General features: G+C 70.3%; 34 protein-coding genes. All 34 read right to left on the bottom strand.

Annotated elements, in window-relative coordinates; all coding sequences use genetic code 11:
• Positions 1 to 107: 107 nt before the first annotated feature.
• The 34 genes from OG714_RS55175 to OG714_RS55010 all read right to left on the bottom strand — a co-directional run bounded on the left by OG714_RS55175 (position 108) and on the right by OG714_RS55010 (position 24201).
• On the bottom strand, positions 108 to 1028 hold the full coding sequence (locus OG714_RS55175; protein WP_331732476.1) for a DUF1643 domain-containing protein: 921 nt from the start codon (positions 1026 to 1028) through the stop codon (positions 108 to 110).
• Positions 1029 to 1087: 59 nt separating this feature from the next.
• On the bottom strand, positions 1088 to 1507 hold the full coding sequence (locus OG714_RS55170) for a hypothetical protein (RefSeq protein WP_331732473.1): 420 nt from the start codon (positions 1505 to 1507) through the stop codon (positions 1088 to 1090).
• Positions 1508 to 1931: 424 nt separating this feature from the next.
• On the bottom strand, positions 1932 to 2195 hold the full coding sequence (locus OG714_RS55165; protein ID WP_331732470.1) for a hypothetical protein: 264 nt from the start codon (positions 2193 to 2195) through the stop codon (positions 1932 to 1934).
• A 218-nt stretch (positions 2196 to 2413) separates the two neighbouring features.
• Positions 2414 to 3298 (bottom strand): phage Gp37/Gp68 family protein, encoded by an 885-nt coding sequence (locus tag OG714_RS55160; RefSeq protein ID WP_331732467.1) that lies wholly within the window; start codon positions 3296 to 3298, stop codon positions 2414 to 2416.
• Entirely contained in the window at positions 3291 to 3908 is a 618-nt protein-coding gene (locus OG714_RS55155; protein WP_331732464.1) for a hypothetical protein, read from the bottom strand. Before OG714_RS55155 ends, OG714_RS55160 begins: the two co-directional genes overlap by 8 nt.
• Positions 3905 to 4324: a DUF4326 domain-containing protein gene (locus tag OG714_RS55150; protein ID WP_331732461.1), complete on the bottom strand. Its 420-nt coding sequence runs from the start codon at positions 4322 to 4324 to the stop codon at positions 3905 to 3907. The genes OG714_RS55155 and OG714_RS55150 overlap by 4 nt, the downstream gene beginning before the upstream one ends.
• Positions 4325 to 4366: 42 nt before the next feature.
• Complete coding sequence (locus OG714_RS55145; RefSeq protein WP_331732458.1) at positions 4367 to 5590, bottom strand: DNA methyltransferase; 1224 nt, start codon at positions 5588 to 5590, stop codon at positions 4367 to 4369.
• A 250-nt stretch (positions 5591 to 5840) separates the two neighbouring features.
• Complete coding sequence (dnaN, locus tag OG714_RS55140; protein ID WP_331732455.1) at positions 5841 to 6965, bottom strand: DNA polymerase III subunit beta; 1125 nt, start codon at positions 6963 to 6965, stop codon at positions 5841 to 5843.
• A gap of 447 nt (positions 6966 to 7412) precedes the next feature.
• Positions 7413 to 7976 (bottom strand): hypothetical protein, encoded by a 564-nt coding sequence (locus tag OG714_RS55135; RefSeq protein ID WP_331732448.1) that lies wholly within the window; start codon positions 7974 to 7976, stop codon positions 7413 to 7415.
• 109 nt (positions 7977 to 8085) lie between these two features.
• Positions 8086 to 8505 carry a hypothetical protein gene (locus OG714_RS55130; RefSeq protein ID WP_331732445.1) on the bottom strand — a complete coding sequence of 140 codons (420 nt, stop codon included), beginning with the start codon at positions 8503 to 8505 and terminating at the stop codon, positions 8086 to 8088.
• 28 nt (positions 8506 to 8533) lie between these two features.
• Positions 8534 to 8731: a hypothetical protein gene (locus OG714_RS55125; RefSeq protein WP_331732442.1), complete on the bottom strand. Its 198-nt coding sequence runs from the start codon at positions 8729 to 8731 to the stop codon at positions 8534 to 8536.
• A 60-nt stretch (positions 8732 to 8791) separates the two neighbouring features.
• On the bottom strand, positions 8792 to 9178 hold the full coding sequence (locus tag OG714_RS55120) for a hypothetical protein (RefSeq protein ID WP_331732439.1): 387 nt from the start codon (positions 9176 to 9178) through the stop codon (positions 8792 to 8794).
• Positions 9175 to 10026, bottom strand: a complete 852-nt coding sequence (locus OG714_RS55115; protein WP_331732436.1) for a hypothetical protein — start codon at positions 10024 to 10026, stop codon at positions 9175 to 9177. The genes OG714_RS55120 and OG714_RS55115 overlap by 4 nt, the downstream gene beginning before the upstream one ends.
• Before the next feature lie 87 nt (positions 10027 to 10113).
• Positions 10114 to 10506, bottom strand: a complete 393-nt coding sequence (locus OG714_RS55110) for an RNase adapter RapZ (protein ID WP_331732433.1) — start codon at positions 10504 to 10506, stop codon at positions 10114 to 10116.
• A gap of 97 nt (positions 10507 to 10603) precedes the next feature.
• Positions 10604 to 11272, bottom strand: coding sequence for a hypothetical protein (locus OG714_RS55105; protein ID WP_331732430.1), 669 nt, complete (start codon positions 11270 to 11272; stop codon positions 10604 to 10606).
• Positions 11269 to 11616 carry a hypothetical protein gene (locus OG714_RS55100; protein ID WP_331732428.1) on the bottom strand — a complete coding sequence of 116 codons (348 nt, stop codon included), beginning with the start codon at positions 11614 to 11616 and terminating at the stop codon, positions 11269 to 11271. The genes OG714_RS55105 and OG714_RS55100 overlap by 4 nt, the downstream gene beginning before the upstream one ends.
• A 39-nt stretch (positions 11617 to 11655) precedes the next feature.
• Positions 11656 to 12039, bottom strand: coding sequence for a hypothetical protein (locus tag OG714_RS55095; RefSeq protein ID WP_331732425.1), 384 nt, complete (start codon positions 12037 to 12039; stop codon positions 11656 to 11658).
• The gene (locus OG714_RS55090; protein ID WP_331732422.1) at positions 12015 to 12569 is read right to left on the bottom strand and encodes a hypothetical protein; all 555 of its coding nucleotides are present in this window, start codon (positions 12567 to 12569) and stop codon (positions 12015 to 12017) included. The genes OG714_RS55095 and OG714_RS55090 overlap by 25 nt, the downstream gene beginning before the upstream one ends.
• Complete coding sequence (locus tag OG714_RS55085) at positions 12566 to 12727, bottom strand: hypothetical protein (RefSeq protein ID WP_331732419.1); 162 nt, start codon at positions 12725 to 12727, stop codon at positions 12566 to 12568. The genes OG714_RS55090 and OG714_RS55085 overlap by 4 nt, the downstream gene beginning before the upstream one ends.
• A complete protein-coding gene (locus OG714_RS55080) occupies positions 12724 to 12957 on the bottom strand; it encodes a hypothetical protein (protein ID WP_331732416.1) in 234 nt (77 codons plus the stop codon). Before OG714_RS55080 ends, OG714_RS55085 begins: the two co-directional genes overlap by 4 nt.
• A 114-nt stretch (positions 12958 to 13071) precedes the next feature.
• Complete coding sequence (locus tag OG714_RS55075; RefSeq protein WP_331732413.1) at positions 13072 to 13710, bottom strand: GGDEF domain-containing protein; 639 nt, start codon at positions 13708 to 13710, stop codon at positions 13072 to 13074.
• The gene (locus OG714_RS55070; RefSeq protein WP_331732410.1) at positions 13707 to 13967 is read right to left on the bottom strand and encodes a hypothetical protein; all 261 of its coding nucleotides are present in this window, start codon (positions 13965 to 13967) and stop codon (positions 13707 to 13709) included. The genes OG714_RS55075 and OG714_RS55070 overlap by 4 nt, the downstream gene beginning before the upstream one ends.
• A 167-nt stretch (positions 13968 to 14134) precedes the next feature.
• On the bottom strand, positions 14135 to 14584 hold the full coding sequence (locus OG714_RS55065) for a hypothetical protein (RefSeq protein WP_331732407.1): 450 nt from the start codon (positions 14582 to 14584) through the stop codon (positions 14135 to 14137).
• A 70-nt stretch (positions 14585 to 14654) separates the two neighbouring features.
• Entirely contained in the window at positions 14655 to 15650 is a 996-nt protein-coding gene (locus OG714_RS55060) for an ATP-binding protein (protein WP_331732404.1), read from the bottom strand.
• Positions 15647 to 16003 carry a hypothetical protein gene (locus tag OG714_RS55055; protein WP_331732401.1) on the bottom strand — a complete coding sequence of 119 codons (357 nt, stop codon included), beginning with the start codon at positions 16001 to 16003 and terminating at the stop codon, positions 15647 to 15649. The genes OG714_RS55060 and OG714_RS55055 overlap by 4 nt, the downstream gene beginning before the upstream one ends.
• Complete coding sequence (locus OG714_RS55050; RefSeq protein WP_331732398.1) at positions 16000 to 16464, bottom strand: Pycsar system effector family protein; 465 nt, start codon at positions 16462 to 16464, stop codon at positions 16000 to 16002. The genes OG714_RS55055 and OG714_RS55050 overlap by 4 nt, the downstream gene beginning before the upstream one ends.
• Positions 16465 to 16578: 114 nt before the next feature.
• Positions 16579 to 17064 (bottom strand): hypothetical protein, encoded by a 486-nt coding sequence (locus tag OG714_RS55045; protein WP_331732395.1) that lies wholly within the window; start codon positions 17062 to 17064, stop codon positions 16579 to 16581.
• A 242-nt stretch (positions 17065 to 17306) separates the two neighbouring features.
• Complete coding sequence (locus tag OG714_RS55040; protein ID WP_331732392.1) at positions 17307 to 17969, bottom strand: hypothetical protein; 663 nt, start codon at positions 17967 to 17969, stop codon at positions 17307 to 17309.
• A gap of 96 nt (positions 17970 to 18065) precedes the next feature.
• Positions 18066 to 18731, bottom strand: coding sequence for a hypothetical protein (locus OG714_RS55035; protein ID WP_331732389.1), 666 nt, complete (start codon positions 18729 to 18731; stop codon positions 18066 to 18068).
• A 64-nt stretch (positions 18732 to 18795) separates the two neighbouring features.
• A complete protein-coding gene (locus OG714_RS55030; RefSeq protein WP_331732386.1) occupies positions 18796 to 18933 on the bottom strand; it encodes a hypothetical protein in 138 nt (45 codons plus the stop codon).
• A gap of 280 nt (positions 18934 to 19213) precedes the next feature.
• A complete protein-coding gene (locus OG714_RS55025) occupies positions 19214 to 21697 on the bottom strand; it encodes a DNA translocase FtsK 4TM domain-containing protein (protein WP_331732383.1) in 2484 nt (827 codons plus the stop codon).
• Between the two features lie 131 nt (positions 21698 to 21828).
• Positions 21829 to 22944: a DUF5131 family protein gene (locus OG714_RS55020; protein ID WP_331732380.1), complete on the bottom strand. Its 1116-nt coding sequence runs from the start codon at positions 22942 to 22944 to the stop codon at positions 21829 to 21831.
• Positions 22945 to 23164: 220 nt separating this feature from the next.
• The gene (locus tag OG714_RS55015; RefSeq protein ID WP_406132305.1) at positions 23165 to 23809 is read right to left on the bottom strand and encodes a hypothetical protein; all 645 of its coding nucleotides are present in this window, start codon (positions 23807 to 23809) and stop codon (positions 23165 to 23167) included.
• Positions 23810 to 23979: 170 nt separating this feature from the next.
• Positions 23980 to 24201 carry a hypothetical protein gene (locus OG714_RS55010; RefSeq protein ID WP_331732374.1) on the bottom strand — a complete coding sequence of 74 codons (222 nt, stop codon included), beginning with the start codon at positions 24199 to 24201 and terminating at the stop codon, positions 23980 to 23982.
• Positions 24202 to 24207: the final 6 nt, after the last annotated feature.

Genomic DNA, 24207 nt, shown 5'->3' with positions numbered 1-24207 from the left:
GGCTCCGGCCGGGCTCGGGAAACAGAAAAGGCCCCGCTTCCCCGGACAGTTCCGGGGAAGCGGGGCCTCACGTCAGTGTGGGCAGTCGGTCGCTGGAGCCGGGTGCGTCATCCGGACTTTGCGGAGCCGAGGAACCCGTCGTACGCGGCACACGCTCTCTTCCAGATACGGACAGCTCCCTCATACCCCTCTTGCGCATACAGGCGCGACCATAGGTCGGGGAAGTCTCGGCCGGTGCCGTCCCCACCCGGCTCGTAGTGCATCAACGTGGCCAGTTCGTAGGGGTCTTTCGGTACCTGCGGGTCGGCGTGGTCGAGCCCGGGAAGGAAGGGGTGCACGCCCACGGTCGTGCCGGCGACATGCTGGGTGTTGTGCCTCTGCAGGCGGAGGCTGGTGGAGAAGGACATCGCCTGGTGGAGGTAGTCGTAGGGGCCGAGACGGATGTCGGGCAGATCAGGTCGTGCGAGGACGACCGCGTAGCGATCGTCCTGGGAGTCCAGGCGGTGCTCGGGCCGGGCTTCCCAGGGTTGCGGAGTGAGTCCGTCATGGAGGCGCAGGGGGTGGTGGGGGTGGCCGGCTTTGGTGGTGGCGAGCGTGCTCAGCCGGTGCATACCGGGAAGAGCGAGCACGTCCGCGACACGATCGGGGAGAGCGTGAGTCCCCCAACCGGCAACGAGCGGGCCGCTGGTGTGCTCGGCAACCGCAGCGGCTGTTTGGATGTAGGCGTCGTTGTCCGGGCCGACCGGGTCGTCCGCGGCTTCGAGGTCGCGGGGTTGGGTGGCCCGCCACGCGTACAGGTTGACGATGAGGAGGCTTCCGCAGCCCCAGGCCTGGGCGTACGAGATGCAGCGTTTGCTGGTGTTGTCGTCGGTGGTGGCGTCGGCGGTGGAGGGGTTCAAGAGGAGGAAGCAGGCTGTCTTGCCGGTGTCTGCCCATTCGCGTGCGAGCAGGTTGCGGTACCGGCCGCACGCGGACAGGACTGCGGAGCGTCGTATCGGACGGGGTGAGGTGCGTATGCGTCGCGTCATCAGCGGTCTGTTTCGTGGTCGAGGGGTCGGTGTCCGCGATGTGCAGGATCGCCGAGCGGTCACAGGCAGGGTTCCGCGGTCCGCCGCGTAGTTCCGTTGGCCGCGTGTGCCGTGGCGGCGAGGAGGGCGGCCAGGGCGCGCGGCTGGTTGGACGTCTCCATAGTCCACAGTCGGATGGGTGTCTGGTCGACGGTCGTGTCGATGTACGTCATGCGCCACCACAGCCAGTCCGGCATGCCGTCGTGGCTGGGCTCCGTGGTGCCGTAGGCGCTTGCGCCCGTCGTGTGGCCGGTCGTGTTCAGAGCCTGTGCCCAGGCGCGCAGGGTCTCTCTGTCGTCGACTTGGATCAGGGCGGCTGGTCCGAGCCCTGTCACGTCAGTGACGTCCACCGATTCCGCAGCGAGGGAGGGGTGCGCGGCGATCAGGGCGGTCGCTGCGGCGGCTGCCGCGGTATGAGGTTCCTGGGGGTTGGTCGTCATGGGTTCCTTCGGCAGGGGAGTTGGGCAGGGTTGACGGCCCGCCCCGGGCTCGCGGGGCGGACTGCTGTACTTCCGGTGTAGAGGTGTGGGCTCGGATCAGCCCGAGCCGACGGTGGTGAGCCGTGCTCGCGGCCCGGCTACAGATCGCATCCAGGCGGATGGTCAGCGGGGATCTGGGCGGTTGTGGCTGCCGCTTGCCCCTTGCCGGGCGTGTCTTGGTGGGCGGGGAGGGCGCACGCTTCCGTGACCGGTCCGTGCTCGGCGACGAGGACACGCCATCGGATCCAGTGCGAGCCGGTGCATGTCCACCGAGTGGGGCCGCGAGTCCAGAGGCGGCCGTGCTGGTCCCGTACGGCGTGCACGCCCTGGGGCGCTTGGAACGAGCCTGGCCCGTCCGGACGCCAAGTGCGGGTAGCTGGCGCGGTCACGAACCGAGGTCCTCCCAGACGGAATGCACATCCGGCGTGGTGGGTTCGGTCTCGGACGCGCGCTCGCTGGTGTCTTCAGCGGCAGCAGTATCGGGCGAGGCATCTCCGGCGGCGAGGAGCCGGTCGACGGTCGGCTCGTCGACACACAGGGCGGAGGCGATCTCGTGGCGGAGCCAGCCGCGTGCGGCGTAGTCGCGGGCCATGGCCGCCCAGGTGGCGGGGCGGTGGGCAGGTTCGATGTAGTCCGTGCTCGCGGACATTGCTGCTTCCTTCGTGAAGGTCGTCGGCGGCCGCGGCGCCCCTGGGCGGCGGTCCATGTATGGGTGAACGGTCTGTCCCCCGCGGCTCCCGAGAGATGGCTCGCGGTCGTTCCGCCGTAGAGAGGGCGGGGGAGTTGTCCCGACCTGCGTCACGGCAGCGCGCAAGACGGGGTCTGGAGCCGGGCGTTGGTCTGGCGCGGGCAGTCAGACCCGGGGCGCTATCGTGCGGCAGGGCTGAGGGACGGCACGGCGTCGTGGAGGTGGCCGTCCAGGAGTCGGCCGGCCTGTTTCTTCCCGCGGCGGATCATCTCTGTGCGGTGTCCGAGGTTGTCGACTGGATCGCCGACCAGCATGATGCCGGGCCTATTGCCGCCGATGGCGATACGGCCCGAGGGACCCCATGTTCCCCACTGTTTGAAGAAGAAGTCCGTGTCCGCCTGGCGGCACTGATCGCGAAGGTTGCGGGCCCAGTCCGGGTTCATCGGCCGGGCTTTCGCTCCTGACTCGCCGCCGGTGATGACCCAGCTGATGCGCGCGTCGCGAGAATCTGTGTCGGGCCGCCTGCTGCCGAGGTATGGCTCCAGGTTGATCTGTTCTACGAGTGGCTCGCAGGACAGGAACCTGAGGGCCTTGATCCGGAGAAGATGGGGGATCCGTTCGTCGGCGCAGCGCTGGTCTTCGGCGGTGGTGCCGATCCACACGTGGTCGGGCCACGTCTCTCCCCACGGCGCCATGGTGGCGATGTTCTCCGGCCTCTTGGTCAGCAGTTGCCACCGCAGCCACGGGGTCTCCTCGATGAGGTGCCAGAGCCGTTCGCGGGCCGCGGTGACGAGAGGGTGGTCCTCGAAGACGTCGGCCATGGAGGCCGTGAACACCCGGAGGGGTACGCCCGTGCGCTCTGCCTCGCGGTTCCAGGTCCGGGGTTTCCGCCAGTACTGCTCGGACATCATGCGGCGGTCGCCGTCCCGGTGGAACAGGTCGTGGCCCCAGCGGCGGGCGTTGTCGTCTGCGTAGCAGTTCTTGCACCCGGTTGAGACCCGTGAGCATCCCCACCAGGGGTTGAAGGTGCGGTCTGTCCATTCGATGCCGGTGCTGTCACCCACGGGGTGCTTCTCCTGCGTGGCTGGGGATCGTGGTTGCGGAGGTGGAGGCGTGAGTGAGGTAGGAGGCGTATGCGGTCTCCGCGAACCGCCATGCGGCTGGCGTGTGCCGCTTCGGCCGCCATGGTTCAGGCGGGACGAGTGTCTCGAGGTCGCCGTGGCCGTGGTCGAGGAAGACGCCGATTCCCCAGAAGTCCGCTTCGGAGAGCAGGTAGTTGCGGCGGGGTGGTGTGGGTGTGACGACGGCGCGGGTGCAGATGGGGGCGTAGTTGCTGGCCCGGGCGATGCTGTCGCGGGTGCAGGTGGCATGGACAGTGGCGAGGTCGACGCGGCAGGGTCGGACGGCGTGCCGCGTGACGATGCCGAGGGCCAGGTCGAGGACGCCGGCGGGGGCTCGGCTCACGGCCTGCTGCTGACGTCGGCTCAGGACGTCGAGCGGGACGGGAATGCCGGCGGGGAGGGACATCAGTGTGTCGAGCAGGGCGCAGTGGGAGTCCCTGATGTGCCCGAGCCCGATCTCCTGGCGGCGGCGGTGTTCGGCGGTGTCGATGGTCAGGTGCAGGGTCGCGGCAGGGTAGCCGCAGGGCGAGGGGACCGTTATGCGGCCAGTCACGTGGTGCTCCTCTCGGGCTGGGCGGCAAGGTCCAGGAGGACGCCCGCGTGGCAGTGGTCGGGCTCGCCTGCACGGGGCAGCGAGCAAGTGCAGGCCAGGTCACGTCCCTTCAGACGGGGCAGGCCGGTGAGGACGCGGCGCCGGTCGAAGGTCTTACGGCCGACGGTGTAGGTGTCGGGGCCGTGGCCGTCCAGCCAGGTCCGGTAGCGGTTGCTGGTTTCCTCCCGGGCCGCTTCGGGAGTCGGCAGGTTCTGGGTGGTGTCGTCAGGGTTGATGAGGACACTGCCTTTGATGCGCCAGGGGTTGCCGTAGCGGCTGCTGCGGTCGACGATCTTCGCTTCTCCGGCTCGCCAGCCCTTGGTGCGCATGCGGCGGATACGGGCGGGCTTGGCCGCCTTGCTGCGATCTGGGGACATTGCGTCTCGCGTTTCTGGGACGGGCCCGTCGGGCCGGGGTGGTCAGAAGACGAGGGCTTCGTAGAGGACGCGGTCGACGGCGTCGAGTTTCTCGTCGCGGCTGCCGGTGACCTTCTGCCACTTGATGTCGGCGATCTCGTCGGGGCGAGGTCCTCCGAGCCGGCGTAGGACCACGGCGCAGAGGGGGAGGCCGACGCCCGGGAAGATCCGTGTGTCCAGTGGGGGCCGTTTGCCTTCCGGGGTGAGGTCGATGACCCAGCCGTGGTCGGCGGTGGCCCGCATGCGGCTGCGCATCTCGTTGAAGGTGGGGCTGATCAGCCAGGCCGACGGGGACACGAAGGCGATCGTGGCTGCGTGCTGGCGGGTTTCGAACGCGCGCCACAGGGCCCAGCGCCAGAAGTACACGTAGAGGTTGGACAGGTGGTGCTCGATGCGGCCCTGGCCGGGGGTCCGGAATTCGTCGAGGCTGGGGCGCGCGAGGTCTTCCGGGGTGGGCTTCTTGCTGCGCCGCTTCTCGATCCAGGGCGCGGCGCCTCGGGCCTTGTCCTTGTACGGCGGGTTGCCGACGATCGCGAGGGGGACGTCGTGGGTGATGCGGTCCGTGACGGCCGGCGGAAGGTCGGCGTTCAACGCGTTCCCGTGGACGATGTTGTCGTCGAGGAAGTCGATGGGCGCCGCGCCGTTGGCGGCGAACCAGCAGGCGGATTTGGCGAGATCGACCGCGACGGGGTCGGTGTCGATGCCGAAAACGCAGGACTGGGCGATCGCGGCGGTGAGTTTGTCCTGGTCGGGCCGGGGAGCGCCGTGGTAGCGCAGCAGCTCGGTGTAGTAGGCCGTGAGGTGGCGCGCCGTGTAGGCGAGGAAGACTCCGCTGCCGCAGGCCGGGTCGAAGGCGATCGTGTCCCAGATCCGCTCCGGCCGGTGGTCCGGGTCGTGTTCGAGCAGGGTGTGGAGGGCGCCGCCGGCGAGGGAGTGGGCGAGGGGCGGTGGGGTGTACCAGGCGCCGGATGCGCTGCGCTGGTCAGGGTCCAGGAGTTGTTCGCGTAGTCCGCCCAGTTGGTTCTCGTCCCAGCCGGCCAGGTCGGCCTGGCGGTCGAGGAGCTTGGTGACCCGGGCGTTGGTCTGCGGGGGCAGGTCCACGGTCCAGGGAGCGGCGAGACCGCGTGCGCGTGCGACCCGGTTGATGGCCAGCCGCATGATCTGCTGGTGGTCGTCGGGATCGGCACGTTCGGTGTGCAGGGGTGCGAGGGGTGCGGCCAGCGACATCAGGGTTCCCCTCGGGGTTCAGGCGGATACGCGGAAGCCCGGGCCTGTGTGCTGTGAAGCACTCGGGCCCGGGCTGGGGTGGCGCCGGAGCGCCGTGGAGCGGGGGGATAGCTACGCAGGATGTGGGGGCGATTCCTCACGGGGGCTTCGCTGCCGGTGTCGATAGGAGTCTTGACGGCGTGAAGACGGAGGGGCGTCTTCAGGAATCGTGTGGTGCGGAAGGTGTCCGCGGGTCGGTCTCCGTGACGGGTCAGCCGTTGAGGCGGACCGGCATGAGGAGGTACTGCAGCGCCTGGTCGTCGGTGTCGTGGCCGCGTAGGAGGGCGGGCTTGGTGGGGGTGACGAAGTGGAAGTCGACCGTGTCGGCGGTGAGGGCGTTGAGGCCGTCGAGGAGGTAGACGGCGTTGAAGGCGACGGTGAGTTCATCGCCTTCGAGGGGACTCTCCACGGTGTCGATGGCCTGGGATTCGTCGCTGGTGCCGGCCTCCAGACGGAGGGTGTTGTCGTGGGTGAAGGTGAGCCTCACCGGGGAGTCCTTGCTCGCGACTAGGGCGACGCGCTGAACGGCGGCCTTGAGTGCGGCGGTGTTCACGGTCGCGGTGTGATGGAACTTGGTGGGGAACAGGTTCTTGAATGTGGGCAGGGCGCCGTCGAGGGCGCGCAGTGTGGTGGTGCTGTGCTCGCCGCGTACCGCGAACAGGCTGTCGGCCCCGGCGACTCCGGCGAGGGTGAGGTCGACGGTGGTGTCGGCGGCGGCGGTCTTCACGGCGTCCAGGAGGGCCTTGCCGGGGGCGAGTGCGGTGTGGTCGGCCGTGAGGTCGCAGTTCTTCCAGGGGATGGTGCGCACCGCGAATCGGTAGCGGTCGGTGGCGGCCAGGGTCAGGGTGCCGGCCTTCTGGTCGTGGTGCAGCTGAATGCCGGTGAGGAAGGGAAGGGTGTCGTCCTTGCTGACCGCGCACACGACTTGGGCGACGGCCTCGGCGAAGGCCGGGCCGGGCAGTGTGCCGGCGGGGCTGCCGGGTTCCGGGAAGGCGGGGTACTCGCTGAAGGGCAGCGTGTGCAGGGTGAACCGAGCGGCTCCGGCGCGGAGTACCAGGCGGGGGCCCTTGAGTTCGAGATGTACGTCACCGTGGATCCTGGAGACGATGTCGGACAGCAGCCGCCCGCTGACCAGTGCACGACCTTTCTTGGTCACGGTTGCGGCGACCGAGGTGTCGGTGGAGACCTCGTAGTCGTAGCCGCTGACGCGTAGTCGGCCGTTGTTCGCGTCGAGGCGGAGTCCGGCGAGGACGGGGACGGGCGGCCGGGCGGGGAGCGCGCGTGAGACGTAGGTGACGGCGGCGGCGAAAGCGGCGTGTTCCACGGTGATCTTCACGAGCGGTTTCCTGTCTGTGGTGTGAGGCGGCCGGGAGCGTCAGGCCAGGGAATGGGCTGGCCCTCCGGTTTTCCGCCCTGGTGGGTGCGGTGGCGAGGGCTATGCGGCGAGCCGTATGGCGTGGGCCGGGTTGTCGGCGGCGATCTTGTCGAGCAGGGACTGTTGAGGAGTTCAGAGGCCCTGTACTCCGCGGGCCCTGACCGGCTGGAGGCGCCGCATGGTGCTGAGTTCCCAGCGGTGACTGCCACGCTCGGACCAGGGAGTGCATGGCCCTGGTCCGGATGGATGCCGATGAGGTTGGCGACCTCGACGACACGACCCAGCACTGGCTGGTAGTCATCGGGCAGTGCCTCGTGCGCGGCGGGCAGGGCCAGCGCCGCAGGCGGAAGGTCACCAGGTAGGGGTGGGTGTACATCGGTCCGCGCGCGATGGGGCGGCGAGCGGGGCCTAGGGAGACGGCTCGACGCTGCTGTGGGCGGGGTCGGCGTAGCTGCTGGCGCGGATCCGCAGCCGGTAGTCGCAGTCGACGGGGGCGCCGGGGGCGGTGTCGAGTTCGTCCAGCAGGACGATCAGGTGGTCCTCGTCGGCCAACTCCACGCTGAGGTAGGTGCCGCAGGAGCAGGGGGCGATGAGGGTGAGGACGTGGGCCAGGCCATCGTCCTCACCGGAGCCTTCGTCGCGGCGGGTGTAGTGAAGCCACCAGCCGCGCTCTCCGCCTGCGGAGCCAAGGTAGGTGACGGCAGAGGCCATCAACTGCCGGTCCGGGACGGGCGGGTGCCCGGTCCAGGACATCGGCTCCACCACAGTGTCGAGGGTGTCCGGCATGGAGCCGGTGAGGACGGCGCCGGCGTTCAAGACGGCCTGGAAGGCGTCCTCTTCGTCGCGTTGCTGCTCGCGCTGCGACAGGTCGAAGGCTTCTACCCGTTGGTGCAGGGCGACGATCGGCTCAGGGCCGGTGTCCTCGTGAGGACGGTCGCTGCGGGAGGCGGGGTCGAATTGAACAACGGTCATGAGGGTGGTCCTCCTCTCGGGGATTCCTTGGGGGCCGGTCGGGTCTGTCCGGCCGGCCGCACTACCCCGACCCGCAGGCGGGGTTGGGGTGGCACGGGCGGCCGTCAGCTCAGGCGGCAGCGGTGTCCATGCGGAGTTCGGCGAGCGCGATGCCGTACGTCGCGCAGGCGCCTGAGCAGTAGTCGCGGGCGGGCTCGGTCGATCCCGCCACGTGGACGCGGACCCAGCCACGATGCTCGGGGAAGGAGCCGACGGACTGCCGGCCGCAGCCGTCGGTGGTGCAGGGCGCCCGTACGGCGGTGTTCGCCTCCGGGCGGGAGGTGCCGGCGAACTTCCCGCCGTTCCAGCGGTGCTGGTCAGCTCGGGGGGCGTTGTCGGCCTGCCGCGCCTCGGACTTGGCCGTTTCGTCGTCGCGCTTGGCCTGCAGGCAGCCGCACGCTTCGGTGACCTCAACCTTCCTGCGGGTGTGCTGCCGGTAGCCGCGCAGAGTGCCGTGCTCGATGCCTTCTTCTTTGCCGGTCAGGCTCACGGAGCCGCTCCTTCCTGGGTGTTGGGGTTCAGACGGGTAGTTGGTTGCTGTTGTCCATGAGGGCCAGGAACTCCCGGCCGAGGTCCGGATCGGCCAGGACCACGCGCAGGGTCGAGGCGAGGCCGTCACGTTCGATCTGGTTGAGGCGGTCGAATACCGCGTGGGCGTCGCGGTGGGCGCCGACGGTCTTCAGGTAGTTGTCCTCGGTGGTGACGGTTCCTGGCACCGCACCGCCCGCAGTTGAAGGCCGCCTCGTCCCATCCCTGCTCTGCCTGGGCAGGTGCTCTCACTTGTCGCCCCTGTCCTGCGAGCCGCTGGGGGAGGGTAGTTGGGCGAGCAGCAGGCGTAGGGTCCGGGCCATCACCACGGCGGGCCCGGTGAGGTCGCCGCAGGACAGCCAGTGGGCGAGGTCGCGGTGGTCGGTGATGTCCGCGGTGTAGATCGCGGTCGGCGTGCGGCCGTCGCCGCCGTCGATCCATGCCTGGAGGGTGATGCGGCATGTCTCGGGGTCGGGGTCGGCGCCGACCGACCGGCGCGCGGCGGCGTTGGTGAGGATCGCGGTTGGGGCGCCGGAGCCCATGGTCGGTTCCCAGGCCTCCCCGAGCCCCGCGCGCAGCGCGTCGCCGAGCCGTTCGACGGGGTCCCAGATCGGTTCGATGGCGGGTGCGTTCATGACCGGGCCGCCTCCGCGTGCGGCGTGGGCAGCTCGTCGTGGCCGTCGGGGTCGGGCGCGAGACGGAGCCTGCGCTGGTGGAGGCGCTCGTTGATGACGTCGACGGCCTCGGTGTGCGTGACGTCGACGATGCCTTGAGCGGCCGCCCGGCGACGGATGGCGTCGCTGGTGATACTCGGGCACGTCAGGTCGTCCCCGGGCTGTTCGGCGAGAGCCCGGTCGACGATGCGGACGAGTTCCTCGGTGCGCTCGATGGCGGGGATGGGCATGGTGTGGCGGGAGTCGAGCAGCTGCAGCAGGTGGGCCGGTCCGGTCAGGACGGTGGTGCCGTCCGCGGTCTCCAGGGTGTATTGCTCGGTCCAGTCCAGGGACAGCGTGGTGCCGAGTTCGCTGTGCTTGGGCTGGTAGCGCAGGTACTGGCCGGGGGCCAGGTAGTAGGTGGCGGTGCCGTCCTCGTAGCCGTGCCAGAGGGCGTCATGCCCGGCGGGGTTGCGCGGGTCGTTCCAGTACCAGCGGGACCTGGCTTTTCGCGCGGCTTCGGTGGCGGCCTGCGCCGCGATACGGGGCCGTGCCTGGTCGTAGGACGTGGCGTGAGCTTCAAGGGCGGCGGTGTTCAGGGTGCTGCGCCACGAGCCGGTGGCGGTGTTCAGTACGCCGTCGGTGATGACGGCGGCCGTCAGGCTGGCGGCCACGGCGGCGGCGATGCGGCTGGCCGAGCCGTGCTGGTCGGTGGTGCGGGCGTGTGCGATGCGCCCGACCGTGGTGCCGACGACCACGCCGCCGACCACGCTCATGCTGTCGAGCAGGTCCGCGCCGAGGGTGCGCGCGGTGGAGTACGAGAGATTCACGAACGCTCCTTGTGGGGTAGGCGCCGGGCTGTCCGGGCCTCCGCATCGCCCCAGCCCGCGGCGGGGGTGGGGCGGCACGGGGGGCCGTCAGGCCGCGTGTTCGACGACGGGCCGGTGCATGTCGCGATGCTGGAGATCGACCTGGTGACCGCGGCGGCGAAGGCGTCGGGCCAGCAGGTAGGCCGTGACGGCGGCGCGGTGCCTCCCTCCTGCGCAGCCGACCGCGATGTGCAACGGGTACTGCCCGGCGCCGGGGCCGCGGGCGTAGGACTGGGCTTGGGCAACGGTGGCGGCGAGCAGTTGCCGGATGCCCGGCGTGTTCCGTACGGCCCGGACGACCTTGCGGTGGCGGGCGGTCAGGGCGCGGAGGCTCGGGTCGAAGTGCGGGTCGCGGAAGTGTTGGGCCAGGTCGAGTTGGATGTGGGCGCCGGCGGGGGCTGGCCCGTGGAGGTACCCGAACGAGGTGATGCGAATGTCCATCGAGGGGCTCCCTGGTGCGTGAGGGGTGGCATCCGGGGCGGCCGGGCTCACGTGCCGGCGGCCGCCCCGGGCCGTTTCGAGGTGCTGGTCAGAGGGTCTACGGATGCCCCACGCTGCTCAGCCAGGTCTGACGGAGCCAGCTCCGGACGCGGTGCAGGCGCGTCGGGCGTCGCCTGCTGGGCGGGGGCACGGGGGCGGGCTCCGTACGTGTGTCGTTGGCGGGAGTGGGTGTTGAGCGCCGTCGGTGGGCGGCGATGAGGTCGCTGAGGGTGCTGGGGTCGTCGGTGGAGTTGACCCATTCGCCGGACGCGTGCCAGATGCTGGTGAGGTAGGTGTCGGGGTCGTTCCAGGTCTGGTAGTCGGCGTAGCGCTCGATGTACCCGTGCTCGGAGAGGACTGCGGGTCCCAGTTCGTCCTCGCTGGTGGACTGGCAGAGGTCGATGCCGTTTTCCAGTGCGCGGATGGCGCTGACCTCCAGCCGGATTCCGTCACGGGGGTCGTGTGGGAGCAGGAGATGCCCGCTGACGCGGAGCAGGTCGTTGGCGCCCAGGTCGTTGACGACCGCGTACGCGAGTTCCGGGTTGGTGACCGTGCAGGGCATGACGAGTTCGTCGATGCGGTCTTCGGTGGGAGAGACGACCAGTTGGAACCGGACCGGCGCTTCGGCGGCCAGACCGTCGGGGAGCGTCCCGTCGTCGAGGTAGCCGTCCAGGATGATCAGCCGGTCGGCTTCACCAGGGGAAGGGATGGGCAGGGGTGCGGTCACCTCACGGCCCTCCGTATCTTCCGGCCGCGGGGGCGCAGCGCGCGGGGGAGGGCACCGACCGTCCTGCGTCGTTGGGCGTACTCGCGGGCGTGTGCTCGCCCGTGGGCGCGCGTGCACGTGGTGCAGGGGTCTTCGTCGCGGGCTTCGTGGCAGTTGTGTCCCTCGACCGTGCCGTGCGGGGCGGTGATGTCGTGGAGGGCGGCGAGGCGGTACAGGTCGTTGGGCTCGGTGCCGGTGCGGAAGGTGATCTGGCGCTGCCGGTAGCCGTCGCGGAGCATGGTCAGGGCGACGGCCTGCGCGACGGTCAGTGCCAGTTGCGGCTTGGGCATGACGGAAGTCGTCATTGGGGAGTTCCTTCTTCAACGGGGTGGTGACGGGCGCGGTCAGCCGGGCGATCCGGCGCGGTTACGCGTGCGGACCAGTCGCAGCGCGGGCCGTAATGCGACGGGCTGTCCCGGCTCTGGAGGCGGAGTGTCGGCGGTGTTGACCACCAGGCGCAGGTCGCTGGTGTAGGTGTCGGGTAGGGCGAGGTAGCCGCTGACCGTCACCGGGGTTCCGGGTGGCAGCGCGGCGAGGTCCGCAGCGGCCTCGGGGTCGGCGAGCGCGCAGGGCAGCACCGCCTCGCGGACTTCGAGTTCGTGTCCCGCGGGGGCGCTGTTGTGGCTTTCGGGCGTGTACGCCAGCCGGAAATACGCCTGGCCGTCGATGAGTACAGCGGGGTCGGCGAGCGTTCCCCTCAAGGTCATCGGGTGGGTGTGGACAGACACGCTGAACTCCCTCCGGGTTGTGCGGGCGTCGCGGGCACGGCCGGACGGGCAGCGTCGGAGGTGGGCGCGGCGGGTTCCCTGCGGAGATGGGCTGCGAGGCCGGCAGCGGTTTGGGGGAGCGCTGCTGCTACGCGGTGACGCAGGTCGTCGTCGGGCACCCAGATCCGCTGGCGTCCCTTCACACCTGTGACAGGGGTGGGGAGTTGGACGACGTCGGAGAGTTCCCAGTGCCACTCCGCCTCGAGGTCGGCCCAGGTACTGCACTGTCCGTCACAGTCGGTGTGCGCCCCGGAGATCCGGGCGACGGCCACCACCGCACCCCTGGGCAGCTCCAGGTCGTGGGGCAGGTGGCGCAGGGCCGCACGGTCGGTGTCGAGGCCGGCGTGGACGAGGATCAGTCCGCGGAAGCTCCCGGGCGGCCAGCCGCGGTTCTCGATGTCCTTTCCGAGGACGGCCACTGCGGAGGCGTAGGGCTGCCAGAGCGTCAGCGCGCGCACTGCATACGGCTCGTGGACGACGAGCTTGTTCACGCCGAGGTCCTCGCTTCCTGCATGGGCGGCCTCGCTGGTGGGCTGAGAAGCACGGGTGCCTGCCGTACGGCGGTGGTGAGGGCGGCCCGCAGGAGGCAGTTCGTGATCTGGTAGGCGGCGAGCGGGTAGAGCGCGCAGGCCCGGGCGACCTCGATCACGGGGTGGCTCCGTTCCTGTTCACCGGCGTCGGGGCTTGGCGGGGTGCGGGCAGGCCGAGACGCTGTGCGAGGGCGCGGCGGGCATCCAGGTCGTAGACCTCGTCATGGATGAAGTCGGTGACCGTACGGATGCGGCCGCGGAGACGTGCAAGTTCGGTTTCAGCGCTGCGCAGGGCCCCGCCGAGCGGTAACGGAGCTCGGGGCGCGGCGTCGGTGGTTTGGTTGGTCATCGCTTTCCTGTGTCTGGTCGCCTCACGGCGTCCCTGGCTGCCGACGGGCTGGCAGCGGCATGCCGGGGCGCGTTCACGGACGGGGTGGAGGGGAGGTGTGTGCCCGGGCTGGGGTCAGGCGGCCTGGCCCCAGCGGGCGGTGCCGGGGCGGCCGAGCCTGCGCCCGTTGGCGGACGGCACGGTGGCGTGCCGGGGGGCCGCGAGGACGGCTCGACCGGAGTGCTTGCCGTCGTAGAGGGCAGCGTCGGCGGCACGCTGGAGGAGCTTCAGGGAGTGCGTGCCGAGCAGATCTGGGGCGGCGGCCCCGACCGATGCGGCGACAGGAACGAGCCATTCGTCGTCGAGGGGGACAGGCACGTGGAGCATCCGGACGAGCTGCCCCAGCCGGGCATGGCGGTGGTTGGGGTCGATGTGCAGGACGAGGGCGAACTCATCACCGCCGAGGCGGCCGACGGCAGCGTGAGGCCCCGCCCAGTCAGCGAGACGGGCGGCGGTCGCTTGCAGGACCACGTCGCCGGCCGCGTGCCCGAGCGTGTCGTTGATCCGCTTAAAGCGGTCCTGGTCGACCATCACCACCAAGGCCGTGTCGGGGTTCCGGCGCAGGAGCCGTTGGGCCTTGGCGGTGTATGCGTCGCGGCGCAGGAGCCCGGTGAGAGGGTCGCGGCGGGTAGCGGCCAGGCGCCGGTACAGGCACACGACGTGCGCGGCCCATCCGGCCGCCGGCACGGCGGCGGCGATCAGGATCCCGTTCACGGCTGCCCCGCCTCGTCGTCGGCTCGGTCGTCGGCCCGTACGACGACGTACAGGTCGTCGGGGAGGGACTGATGGACGTGAGCGCCGCCGCCGTGCTCGGCAGCCGCTTGGTCCGCCCTCGGCAGGGCCGCGGGGGCTCCCACGCTGACTGTGTGGAGGCGGATCGCCGGGCGGCCGGCGCAGATCTTGCAGCCCAGCGCGACGTTCGCGGGCGGGGGTTGGGGAGTCCTTGCGGACTGCGGTAGGGGTGTGGTCATCTCGAAGTGCCTCCGTATCGGGGGTTGGTGGGGCACGCCCGGTGGTTGGTAGCCGGAGGCGTGCCCCGCGTGCGTGGCCGGGCAGGACGGTGCCGCCCTGTACTGGTGGCGAGGGCGATGTGCGCGACCCGGGGTGGTCTGCCGACGGGTCTTTACGGCGTAAAGGTTCAGAGAGCGGCCGCCGCGGTCAGGAACGCGGTGTCCGCGGCGAGTCCGCGTTTGCGACGCGCATCTATGTCGGCTTCGGTGACCGCCGCCAGGTCCTCGCCACGGCGTTTCACGGCATAGGTCGCGTCGACGGCTTCTTCGGCGAGCCGCAGCAGGCGCGTGTTCCGGGTCAGGACCCGCAACTCGTACAGGGCGAGCGTGATGTCGCCGCGGGTGGTGTCGCTCATGTCGCCTGCGGCCCGCTGCTCCTGCGGGTCAGGGTTCTCCTGACGTGCGATCTCCCAGCGGCGGTAGAGCTGCCCGCGGTGGACGGAGAGCCGGTGAGCGAACTGGGCCGCGGTCTTTCGGACTTGGTCCCTGCGGCTGATGTGGACCTGGACGACGAACCCGCCGAAAGCGGCGACCAGCGTGCCGGTCACGGCGACGAGGCTTGCCAGGACAGCGTCCATCAGTGTCTCCAGTCAGCCGACGGCGATTCCGATGCCGTCGCAGCCGGCACACCGGGGTCGGGCTCGGTGATCATCCGCGGACTGGCTCCATCGTCTGCTCTTCGAGGTCGCCTCCGACCTCGGAAGCGTCGTCCTGGTCGCTGTTGCCGACGCTGTCGACGCCCTCATGGTCCACGTCGTCAGTCCCGCCGTGGACGGTGCAGACGATGTCCTCGCTGTCGTCCAAGTCACCGTTCAGGGCCTCGAACAGGGAGGTGATGCTGTCGGCGGGCGCCCACGCGTAGCCGGTGCACTCGTCGTCGTGCGGGCACGGCAGCATCACGTCGAACCCGATGTCGCCGTCGCCGTCGACGTTGTTGCGGAGGGCGAGGGTGAGGTACATCTGACCGAGGCGGATCTCGCCGACGCGGTCGCCGCCGGCGAGGTTGGAGCCGGGCTTCCACCGCCACAGGGGCAGGATCTCGGGGCCGAAGGTGCGGCGTACGAGCAGCAGGTCACCCAGGCCGTCGCCGCCGTCCAGTCCGAGGTCGGCGGTCCGAGCGTCGCTCAGCCGCTTCAGGTAGGGCAGGAGCCGGTAGAGGCTGTTGTCGGCGACGACGACGTCGTTGAAGCCTTCGCTGCGCAGCTGCGGGTGGGCGTGGACCATCAACTTGTGCTGCGCGAGCACGGTGTCGTCCCGCACGGTCCGGTTGGCCAGCCTCGGGATCTGACGTTCCACACACACGGCGGCAGGAGTGGACACCACGACCGCGATGACGGGCATGTTGTGCCGTTTGGCAGCGGCGACCAGCGGCTCCCGCGCCGCCCGGGTGACGTTCGTGGCGTCGACGACGGTGAACTTGCGCCGGGCCATGCGGCGCTCCAGGAGCAGGTGCAGGGCGTCGACGGCGTCGCCGGTCGCGTCCTGGTCGCCGGCATCGTCGCTGAACGCTTCGCGCAGGGCGTCCAGGGACAGGACCTGCGAGGCGGGCCAGGTGGACGCGATCGTCGACTTGCCCGCCCCGGACGCGCCGATGAGGACGACCAGGCAGCTATCCGGCATCTGCGGATAGACGAGTGAGGTCATGCGAGATCTCCTTGCGGGTGAAGGGAGTTGGCTGCCCAGATCAGGCGCTGCCCGACGTTGTCGGTGATCAGGGCGGCGGCTTCGTGCAGTGGGCAGGAGGCGTCGCCGTCGCGGTCGGGCTCGATGTGCTCGGCTCGCTGTGCGGCAGCGGTGAGCAGTTGCGCGAGGAACGCCATGAGCCCGCCGGGCGGGTCGGTGTCCTCGCTCAACTCGCGCAGGATCGCGGCGAGCTCCACCGCGTCGATACCGTCGCCTCTGAGGTCGTCCTCGATCTGCTGGAAGGCCAGGGAGGCGATTGCGACCGAGGCGCGGACGCGTTCCAGACGTGTGCGGGCGGCTGAGGGCGCGGTCACAGCGCGAGGCTGGTGGCGGCCAGCGCGAGCAGGGCCAGCGCGGCGAGGGACAGGTCGACCGCGTGCCGCAGGTGGGTGAACTTCCGTACGGCGATGCCGGACAGGACGCCGATGCGGGCGGCGCGGGTGTCGCCGTCCATGCAGGCGCGGATCTCGTCGTCGTCCAGGCGTGCCCAGTACGGGAAGGACGCCCGGTCATTGCCGCCCAGGCGGGGCCTGACGACCAGGAGCAGCAGCACGGCGGCCGCGCCCAGGACGAGGACGGCGAGCGCGCCGAACACCTTCGTCACGGGCGGCAGGTCGTTGTCGGCTACGGACGCGAGACCGGCGAGGACCGCGCCGTTGAAGGCGAGCAGTAAGGAGGACTTGTTGTCCGTGCGTCCGATCTCGTTGACGACGGCCGCGTAGGCGGTGTCCAGGTTCTTGTCGGTGAGGGAGACGGTGTCGGTGAGTGGCGTCATGGGCGGGTTCTCCTTGCCGGAACGTGAGTGGAGCGGCCTACGTGATGTGCAGGCCGCCCGAGAGGGGAGTGGGGACGGCTGGTGCGGTTCTCGCGGACCAGCCGCTGTTGGCTGTCACGGCCGGGTGGCGCTCCAGTCGCGCAGAAGGCGCTGGCTGCCGCAGTCGGGGTAGTCGTTGTGGTGCGGGAAGCGACCGCCGGTGGCGCGCAGCTCGGTGAGGACCTGCAGTAAGTCCCACTCGCCGCCCAGGGCAGTGTCGACGTAGCCGTTTCCGCAGGTGCAGGGCGCGATGAGGGTGAGGACGTCGCGCTCCTGGTCGCCGTCGCTGGAGTGGTGCAGCCACAGGCCACCATCCAGGTAGGCGACGGCGCACGCCTCCCATCCGGCCTCCGGAAGGGCGGGCCGGCCAGACCAGTCGTCTTCGTCCACGGCCTTGCCGAGGGTGTCGGGGTAGTGGCTCCAGACGTGGTGCAGGGCGGCCGTCTTGGCGTCCTCGCGTTGTTCGTCCTCGCCCTGCACGCCGATCTCAAGGGCGATGTCGAAGAGGAGGGCGAGCGGCGAGTCCGCGGCGGCGGTGGGCGGGGTGAGGGTCTCAGTCACGTGCGTGCAGCTCCTTCAGGGGTTCGGGCGACCGGGCTGTCCGGTCCTCCGCGCCGCCCCAGCCAGCGCTTGTCTGCTGGTCGGGGCGGCACGGGGATCCGTCAGAACGGGGATACGTCGTACGGGACGGTGGGGCGCGGCAGAGGGCGGAGGACCCGCTCGCGCCGCTCTCCCCAGCACCAGCAGGCCTCCGTGTCCGGACAGGGGGCACGACGCCTCCCGGATGCCGTGACGGGAGGCGGTCATCCGCCGGCGGCCGGCTTTGAGCGCACCGGGTGCGGCGGCCGCCGTTGCAACGGCGCCGCGCAATCGAGGCACAGGAACCGACACATTGCGGCGAAGGGGTCGGTCGTGGCGCTACCAAGCTCGACCAGGCATCCGCAGTTGGCGCAGACCAGGCCGAGGAGTTCGCGGAGTTCGTTGAGGTGGCCAGCGAACGCGGCGAGCTCGTCGGGGAACATGGCGGCGACGATCCGCTGAGCGCCTTTCCGGTCGCCGGTGGATACAGCGTCGAGGGCCGCAGACCCCGGATATGCGGCAACTACGGCCGCAGCGACATCGGTTGAGGGGCAGCACGTCGGCGGCTGAAGGTCGCGGTCGTGCTCCTCGGCAGGCCGGGGATCAGGGTGCGCCGGCGGTGCGGGCGTCTCGTACGGGGTGGTGATCTTGTCCAGGGCGGCGCGGATACGGTCGGCGTTGCCCAGGACGAAGGAGCGCTGCTGCTCGGGCGTGATGCCGTTCACGTGCGCGGCGGTCTCGTCGTCGGGCTGGTCGGCCGTATCCGCCAGGTGCTCCAGGTGGAGCGTCGCGACGACTAGCTCGCTGATGCGGCGGGTGCTGCGACCCGCGGCCTCGGCGGACTCCGGTGACTCCGCGCGGCTGTGGGTGATGTCCATGGTCGTCATGGGGCGCTGGCCCTCCGTGTCGGTCGGAGCCCGCCTGCCGGGCCTCTGCACTGCCCCGTCCCGCGAGGGGTCGGGGCGGCACAGGGGTCCGGCAGGTCAGGCGCTGACCGGCTCGTCCTCCACCTCGCGGTCGAGGTGCTGCTTCATGAGGTCGCGCACCTGCCCCATGGACGTGACGGGGACCGGCTCGTCCTCGTTCTCCGGTACGACGAAGGTGTACTCGTGGGTCGCGAACTTGCCGTCCTCGTTCTTGCGGTACTGCACGTAGGCGCCGTCGGCGAGGGGGAATTGTGCGCTGGTCCCGTCGATGCTGACCCACAGCTTGACCTGGTCCAGCAGGTTCCCTGCCGGGTCGACCTTCCCGGAGTGCAGCGCGGCCTCGTGGGCGCAGCCGGCCCGGGCCGCATCGGTCAGTCGGTCGATGAGGTCCTCGGCGCCGGTGGGCAGCTCCTCGTCCGTCTGCTGCTGCGTGCCCGGCCCGTAGGCCAGGGAGGGCGAGGTGCGGGCGAGGGCACGCAGCGGCGGCATGACCGAGTTGAGGAGCTCGCCGACCCCTAAGGCGAGGGCGAGTCCGATGAGGCCTGCGTAGAAGGGGGCCGAGATCGAGGTGGTGTTGCCGGGCCAGCCGTCGAATCCAGCGGCGGCCAGTCGGGCTGGCGCGTTGTAGCCCAGTACGCCGCCTGTTCCGGCAGCGGTCAGCACGACGACGATTTCGAAGCCTGACACGGCGATCGCGGCGATGGCGCGCATGGTCTTGCCCATGGGTTCTCCTCCTTGGGGAGTCCGGGAGCGGGTTGGAAACGCGGGGAGGCCACCCGATCGAGGATCAGGCGGCCTGCGGGAAAGGGCCGAGCAGCCGGTGGTACCCATCGCGTTGACCGGCGACGGTCACGTGCTCGTCCAGGCGTTCGATGGGGCTCTCTGCTGTGTTGCTGTCCGAGGCGGGCGCGGGCGTGAAGTCCATGGCGGGTACCTCACCCGGTGGCCCCGACCAGGGAGGCGACCATCAGCCCCAACCACCGGTCACGTTCAGGCAACGTGTTCCCTGGGCTGCCGTGGTCGGGGTCATGGTCGGCCCGACCATGGCGGGCCCGGGCGCGGGAGTACTCGGTCCCTGTTGCGGTCTCAGCCGGTACCGCCGCGGAGACCACATCGTGGCCACCGCGGTCAGCCGACTGCCCGCAACTCAGCCTCTCTCCGGCAGTCGCGGTCTGAACCCGCTCCTGGAGGCTGTCGGTGCCCGTTTACGTAGGGCCGGGTACGGGACGGAGCAATGCCAGCAGCCCGTCCAGCTCGTGCGGTTTCACGATGACGTCGCGCGCCTTGGAGCCTTCGCTGGGTCCGACGATGCCCCGGGACTCCATGAGGTCCATGAGCCGCCCGGCCTTGGCGAAGCCGACGCGCAGCTTGCGCTGGAGCATCGAGGTGGAGCCGAACTGCGTGGACACGACGAGTTCGGTCGCCTGGCAGAGCAGGTCGAGGTCGTCGCCGATGTCCTCGTCGATCTCCTTCTTCTGCTTGGTGCCGACGGTGACGTCGTCCCGGAAGACCGGGGTCATCTGGTCCTTGCAGTGCTGCACGACGGCGCGGATCTCGTCCTCGGTGACGAACGCGCCCTGCATGCGGGTGGGCGTGTTGGCACCCATCGGCAGGAACAGTCCGTCGCCCTTGCCGATCAGTTTCTCGGCGCCGGGCTGGTCGAGGATGACGCGCGAGTCGGTGAGCGAGGAGGTGGCGAACGCGAGCCTGGAGGGCACGTTCGCCTTGATCAGACCGGTGACGACGTCTACGGAGGGCCGCTGGGTGGCGAGGACCAGGTGGATGCCGGCCGCGCGCGCGAGCTGCGTGATGCGCACGATGGAGTCCTCGACGTCCCTGGGCGCGACCATCATCAGGTCGGCGAGCTCGTCGACGATCACCAGCAGGTAGGGGTACGGCTGGAGTTCGCGCTCGCTGCCCGCCGGTGACTCCACCTTGCCGTTGCGCACGGCTTCGTTGAAGTCGTCGATGTGCCGGAAGCCGTACGCCGCGAGGTCGTCGTAGCGCAGGTCCATCTCGCGTACGACCCACTGGAGCGCCTCGGCGGCCCGCTTCGGGTTGGTGATGATCGGCGTGATCAGGTGCGGGATGCCTTCGTAGATGGACAGTTCGACGCGCTTGGGGTCGACGAGGACCATGCGCACGTCTTCGGGGGTCGCGCGCATCATGACGGAGGTGATCAGACCGTTGATGCACGACGACTTGCCCGTTCCGGTGGCACCGGCCACCAGGATGTGCGGCATCTTCGCCAGGTTGGCCATGACGTAGTCGCCCTGCACGTCCTTGCCGAGCGCGACCACCATCGGGTGGTCGTCTTCGGCCGTGTCCGCGAGGCAGAGCACGTCACCGAGGTTGACCATCTCGCGGTCGGTGTTCGGGATTTCGATGCCGACCGCGGACTTGCCGGGGATCGGGCTGATGATCCGCACATCGGGGCTGGCGACGGCGTAGGCGATGTTCTTGGTGAGCGCGGTGATCCGCTCGACCTTGACGGCGGGGCCCAGCTCGACCTCGTAGCGCGTGACCGTAGGCCCGCGCGTGAAGCCGGTGACCGAGGCGTCGACCTTGAACTCCATGAAGACGTTCTGGAGGGAGGCGACGACGATGTCGTTGGCGGCGCTGCGCGTCTTGCCGGGGCCGCCGCGTTCCAGGAGGTCGAGCGGGGGCAGGGAGTAGGTGATGTCGCCGGACAGCTGGAGCTGCTGAGCGCGCGCGGGAAGACCGTGCTCCCCGCCAGCAGGCGGCTCCTTGGTGAGGTCGGGGACGACCAGGGGGGACGTCATTCGGTGCGGCTGGGAGTCGGTGGACGCCGGCTTTGCTGCGGTCCTGAGTTTGCCGCGCCGTGGTGCCTCCTGTCCGACGCCGTCGGTGTCGTTTGCCTCCCTGGCGGGCCCGCTACGGCGGGAGCCCGCGGGCGGCGCCTCGCGCCGCTGCTCCGCATATCGCTCGTCGTCCTCGCTGGGCATGTCGGCCGCTTTCCCCTGGACGACGCCGAGGTGCTCGCCGAGCGCCCGCAGTCGCTGCGGGATGGCGTTGACCGGGGTGGCCGTGACGACGAGCAGCCCGAAGACGATGAGCAGCACCAGCAGCGGTGCGGCCAGCACAGAGCCCATGGTGTGTGTCAGCGGGGTCGCGACGCCCCAGCCGATCAGTCCGCCGGCGTCCCGTATGGCCTGCATCCCGTCGTCCCGCGCGGGCGAGCCGCAGGCGATGTGGACCAGCCCGAGGACACCGATCAGCAGCGCGGACAGTCCGATCACGATACGGCCGTTGGCCCCGGGCTTCTCGGAGTGCTGGACGAACCGGACGGCGAAGAGCGCGAGCAGGATCGGTACGAGCAGGTCGAGCCGCCCGAAGGCACCGGTCACCAGGATGTCGACCAGCGCGCCGACCGCGCCCTGGAGGCCGGCCCAGGTGACTGCGGCGACGATCAGCGCGAGGGCGAACAGCCCCAGCGCCACGCCGTCGTTGCGGTGCGCCGGATCAAGGTTCCTGGTGCCCCGCCCTATACCGCGGAAGAGCCGGTGCAGAAGGCTGGTAGGGGTGGGCGCCGGCTTCGCCGCGGCCTTCTTCGCGGCGGGCCTCTTGGCCGGTGCCCTTTTCGCAGCAGACGTCTTCGCGGGGGTCTTCTTCACAGCAGGCTCCATGAGGTAGGCAGGCAGGCGGTGCGCGGTTGAGTGACAGGGCATGGCGGAGCGGGCCGTCCGGCGTCGTGACGTGGCCCGGGGTGTTTCCGTCGCCCCTGCCAGTCGTGGACGCGGCTCGGCGGAGGCGGACCTGGTGGGGTACTTCACCGCGGTCCGGGTCGGCAGCCGAGCGGTCAGCGTGCGGCCGCCTCATATGTCGGCCTCGTGTCCGCCGAGACGTTGGGTACGGCGTCGTGGAGTCGGCCGTCGAGCTCGCGGCCGGCGGTCTTCTTGCCGACGCGGACGGCGATGGTGTCCTGGTCGAGCATCCAGGTGCGTCCGGTGCGGTCGCCCGGCACCATCGCGCGCCACGGGCCCGAGCGGAACGTGCGGCTGGGGCCTCGCTCGCGGAGCGAGGCCGAGCTGCGGCCTCCGTTCAGCGGGTCGTCGTATGCGCGGCCGCCGCTGAATGCCGGGTCGTCGACGACGGGCGCCGTGATGTAGTCGCCGTGCCGCGTGAAGTAGAACGGCACGTCGTGCTGCTCGCACGCGTCGCGGATGTCGCGGGCCCACTGCGGGTGCAGGGGGCGGGCGTTGGGCCCGAACCCGCCTCCCGTGATGACCCAGTGCAGGCGCTCGGTGCGGTGCAACTGGTCGCCGTGGCGCACCATGCCGTCGATGACGGCGTCCTCCGGTGCGTCGGCGTACATGTCGGTGACGTCACGGCGTTCGACGAGGTAGTCGTGCAGGTCAACGGGGCCCTTCAAGGGTTCGCAGACGACGAACCGGATCGCGGCCGGGGTCTCCAGCAGTACCGGGATGCGGGTTCCCGCCGTCCTGCGGTCGTAGACCTTCACCCCGAGCCAGATGTTCGTCGGGGGCTTCGCGGCGCGGGCGCGCGCGGACGTGGCGGCCGGGCTGGTGCGCTTGGCCTCGTCCGGGAGGTCGTTGAACTTGGCGGCATACTCCCGTTTCCTGGCCTCGCGCTCCTGGACGAAGTCGCGCATCCGGGTCTGGTGTTCCGTCGGGATGACGAAGGTGATCTGCGGGTTGGCCTCCATCACGTCGAAGACGCGGGTGATGAAGAGCTGCGGCACAAGGGGGTGGAAGAGGCGGGGCACCAGGACTCGTCCGGTCTTCCTCCACCGGTAGGGCGAGTCGATGCGGTCCTCGTGCCAGATGACGCTGCCCAGGCGGCGGCCGGTGCCGGCGGTGACCACGTCCCAGGTGCGTGTGGTCCAGGTGGTCGCGCCGTCGGGCGTGGCGGCCTCCTGCGCGGTGGTGACGTGCGGCGCTGGTGCGGTGGTCACGGGCTTGTTCTCCTGACTGTCGAGAGCGGAAAGGCTGCCGGTTCGGCCCGGGATGGGACGGGATCGGGACGGCGGAGGTGGGCGGCGGGTCAGCAGGGCTCGAACGGCGGCTGCTGGCCCGGCCCTTCAGGTGTGGGGCCCGGCCGCGGTGGTGAGGACGCTTTGATCTGGTGGGATCGGTGTAGGCGTGGTGCCCGAGGACGCGGGCGGAGGCGCGTGGCTACTCCACAGACCGGAGCTCGCGTCCGTTGATCTCCACGCGCTTCACCACGGGGGCCGGGGTGTGGATGTTGACCCGGATCTGCGGGTCGTTGTGCACGTGAGTGGTGAACTGCGGGCGCAGAGACAGGCCGCGGAGCGCGAGGGCGGAGGCGACAGTCCAGCCGAGGACCATAAGGACGGTGGCGACCGGACGGCCGCTGGCCGGGGAAGCGATCCACACCATGGCCGTGGTGGCGGCACCCCAGGCCGTCCAGGTCAGGCGCGCGCAGGTGGCCTTGAAGATCGTGCTGGTGAGGAATGTGGCACCGCCGACGACCTCCCAGGTCCGGTAGGCCATCTGTGCGTCGACGGGCAGATCGCGAGTGTGGGCGGTGAGGTAGCCGTGGACGGGGTGGATGACCGTGGCGAGCAGGCCGGTGTCGCCGAGCGCGGTCCAGGGCTGCAAGGCGATGAGGGCGTTGATGCTCCACCAGCCCAGAAGAGTGATCGCGGTGAGTGCGGTGAGAACGATGACGGTCCTGATCCAGGTGGCTATGTGGCGCCACCCGGCGCTGGGTACATCTCGGATCTCCTGCAACCGTGCCCGCGGCCAACTGTCCGGGCGGCCGGGCGCGTGCCACCGGGTGGCTAACCGCTGTCGCATCCTGCGGGGTGGGGGGCCAGCACCGTCGTTACTGGTCGGCGGCACCGGAAAGGGAACGGTCTTGTCGTTCGCGTTCATGGGCTGCTGCCTCCTTGAGGCCGGTCACTGTGCTGCCGAAGTGCAGGTGGTGGACCGGGAGTTCGGGATCGACGGGTGAGTCGGGGCTTCGCCTACGGCGTGTTCACGGGCGCGGGGTTGCCGACGTGCGTCGTGTAGGCGGGCGGGGAGGGCTGGGTGTGCTCGGGGTTGGTGCCGTCCGCGTTGTGTGCGATGGCGACGACGACCAGGGCGACGACCGGCAGGACCTGGTGTCGGTGAGCGACCCACCAGCTCGTCTTGGAGGGCGGTACGCGCTGCAGGGTGTACTGGACGGTCGGCGGCTTCTTACGCATGGCGTA

It is taken from the genome of Streptomyces sp. NBC_00989 (genome assembly GCF_045162655.1).
Lineage (GTDB): Bacteria > Actinomycetota > Actinomycetes > Streptomycetales > Streptomycetaceae > Streptomyces.
This window is presented reverse-complemented; position numbering and strand designations above follow the sequence as displayed.

What these genes read in the sequence shown, in the direction of transcription:
- OG714_RS55175 (WP_331732476.1), bottom strand. Translation starts at nt 1,028, where the DNA reads ATGACGCGACGCATACGCACCTCACCCCGTCCGATACGACGCTCCGCA.
- OG714_RS55170 (WP_331732473.1), bottom strand. Translation starts at nt 1,507, where the DNA reads ATGACGACCAACCCCCAGGAACCTCATACCGCGGCAGCCGCCGCAGCG.
- OG714_RS55165 (WP_331732470.1), bottom strand. Translation starts at nt 2,195, where the DNA reads ATGTCCGCGAGCACGGACTACATCGAACCTGCCCACCGCCCCGCCACC.
- OG714_RS55150 (WP_331732461.1), bottom strand. Translation starts at nt 4,324, where the DNA reads ATGTCCCCAGATCGCAGCAAGGCGGCCAAGCCCGCCCGTATCCGCCGC.
- OG714_RS55145 (WP_331732458.1), bottom strand. Translation starts at nt 5,590, where the DNA reads ATGTCGCTGGCCGCACCCCTCGCACCCCTGCACACCGAACGTGCCGAT.
- OG714_RS55135 (WP_331732448.1), bottom strand. Translation starts at nt 7,976, where the DNA reads ATGACCGTTGTTCAATTCGACCCCGCCTCCCGCAGCGACCGTCCTCAC.
- OG714_RS55120 (WP_331732439.1), bottom strand. Translation starts at nt 9,178, where the DNA reads ATGAACGCACCCGCCATCGAACCGATCTGGGACCCCGTCGAACGGCTC.
- OG714_RS55110 (WP_331732433.1), bottom strand. Translation starts at nt 10,506, where the DNA reads ATGGACATTCGCATCACCTCGTTCGGGTACCTCCACGGGCCAGCCCCC.
- OG714_RS55100 (WP_331732428.1), bottom strand. Translation starts at nt 11,616, where the DNA reads ATGACGACTTCCGTCATGCCCAAGCCGCAACTGGCACTGACCGTCGCG.
- OG714_RS55080 (WP_331732416.1), bottom strand. Translation starts at nt 12,957, where the DNA reads ATGACCAACCAAACCACCGACGCCGCGCCCCGAGCTCCGTTACCGCTC.
- OG714_RS55070 (WP_331732410.1), bottom strand. Translation starts at nt 13,967, where the DNA reads ATGACCACACCCCTACCGCAGTCCGCAAGGACTCCCCAACCCCCGCCC.
- OG714_RS55065 (WP_331732407.1), bottom strand. Translation starts at nt 14,584, where the DNA reads ATGGACGCTGTCCTGGCAAGCCTCGTCGCCGTGACCGGCACGCTGGTC.
- OG714_RS55060 (WP_331732404.1), bottom strand. Translation starts at nt 15,650, where the DNA reads ATGACCTCACTCGTCTATCCGCAGATGCCGGATAGCTGCCTGGTCGTC.
- OG714_RS55050 (WP_331732398.1), bottom strand. Translation starts at nt 16,464, where the DNA reads ATGACGCCACTCACCGACACCGTCTCCCTCACCGACAAGAACCTGGAC.
- OG714_RS55040 (WP_331732392.1), bottom strand. Translation starts at nt 17,969, where the DNA reads ATGACGACCATGGACATCACCCACAGCCGCGCGGAGTCACCGGAGTCC.
- OG714_RS55035 (WP_331732389.1), bottom strand. Translation starts at nt 18,731, where the DNA reads ATGGGCAAGACCATGCGCGCCATCGCCGCGATCGCCGTGTCAGGCTTC.
- OG714_RS55030 (WP_331732386.1), bottom strand. Translation starts at nt 18,933, where the DNA reads ATGGACTTCACGCCCGCGCCCGCCTCGGACAGCAACACAGCAGAGAGC.
- OG714_RS55025 (WP_331732383.1), bottom strand. Translation starts at nt 21,697, where the DNA reads ATGCCCTGTCACTCAACCGCGCACCGCCTGCCTGCCTACCTCATGGAG.
- OG714_RS55015 (WP_406132305.1), bottom strand. Translation starts at nt 23,809, where the DNA reads ATGCGACAGCGGTTAGCCACCCGGTGGCACGCGCCCGGCCGCCCGGAC.
- OG714_RS55010 (WP_331732374.1), bottom strand. Translation starts at nt 24,201, where the DNA reads ATGCGTAAGAAGCCGCCGACCGTCCAGTACACCCTGCAGCGCGTACCG.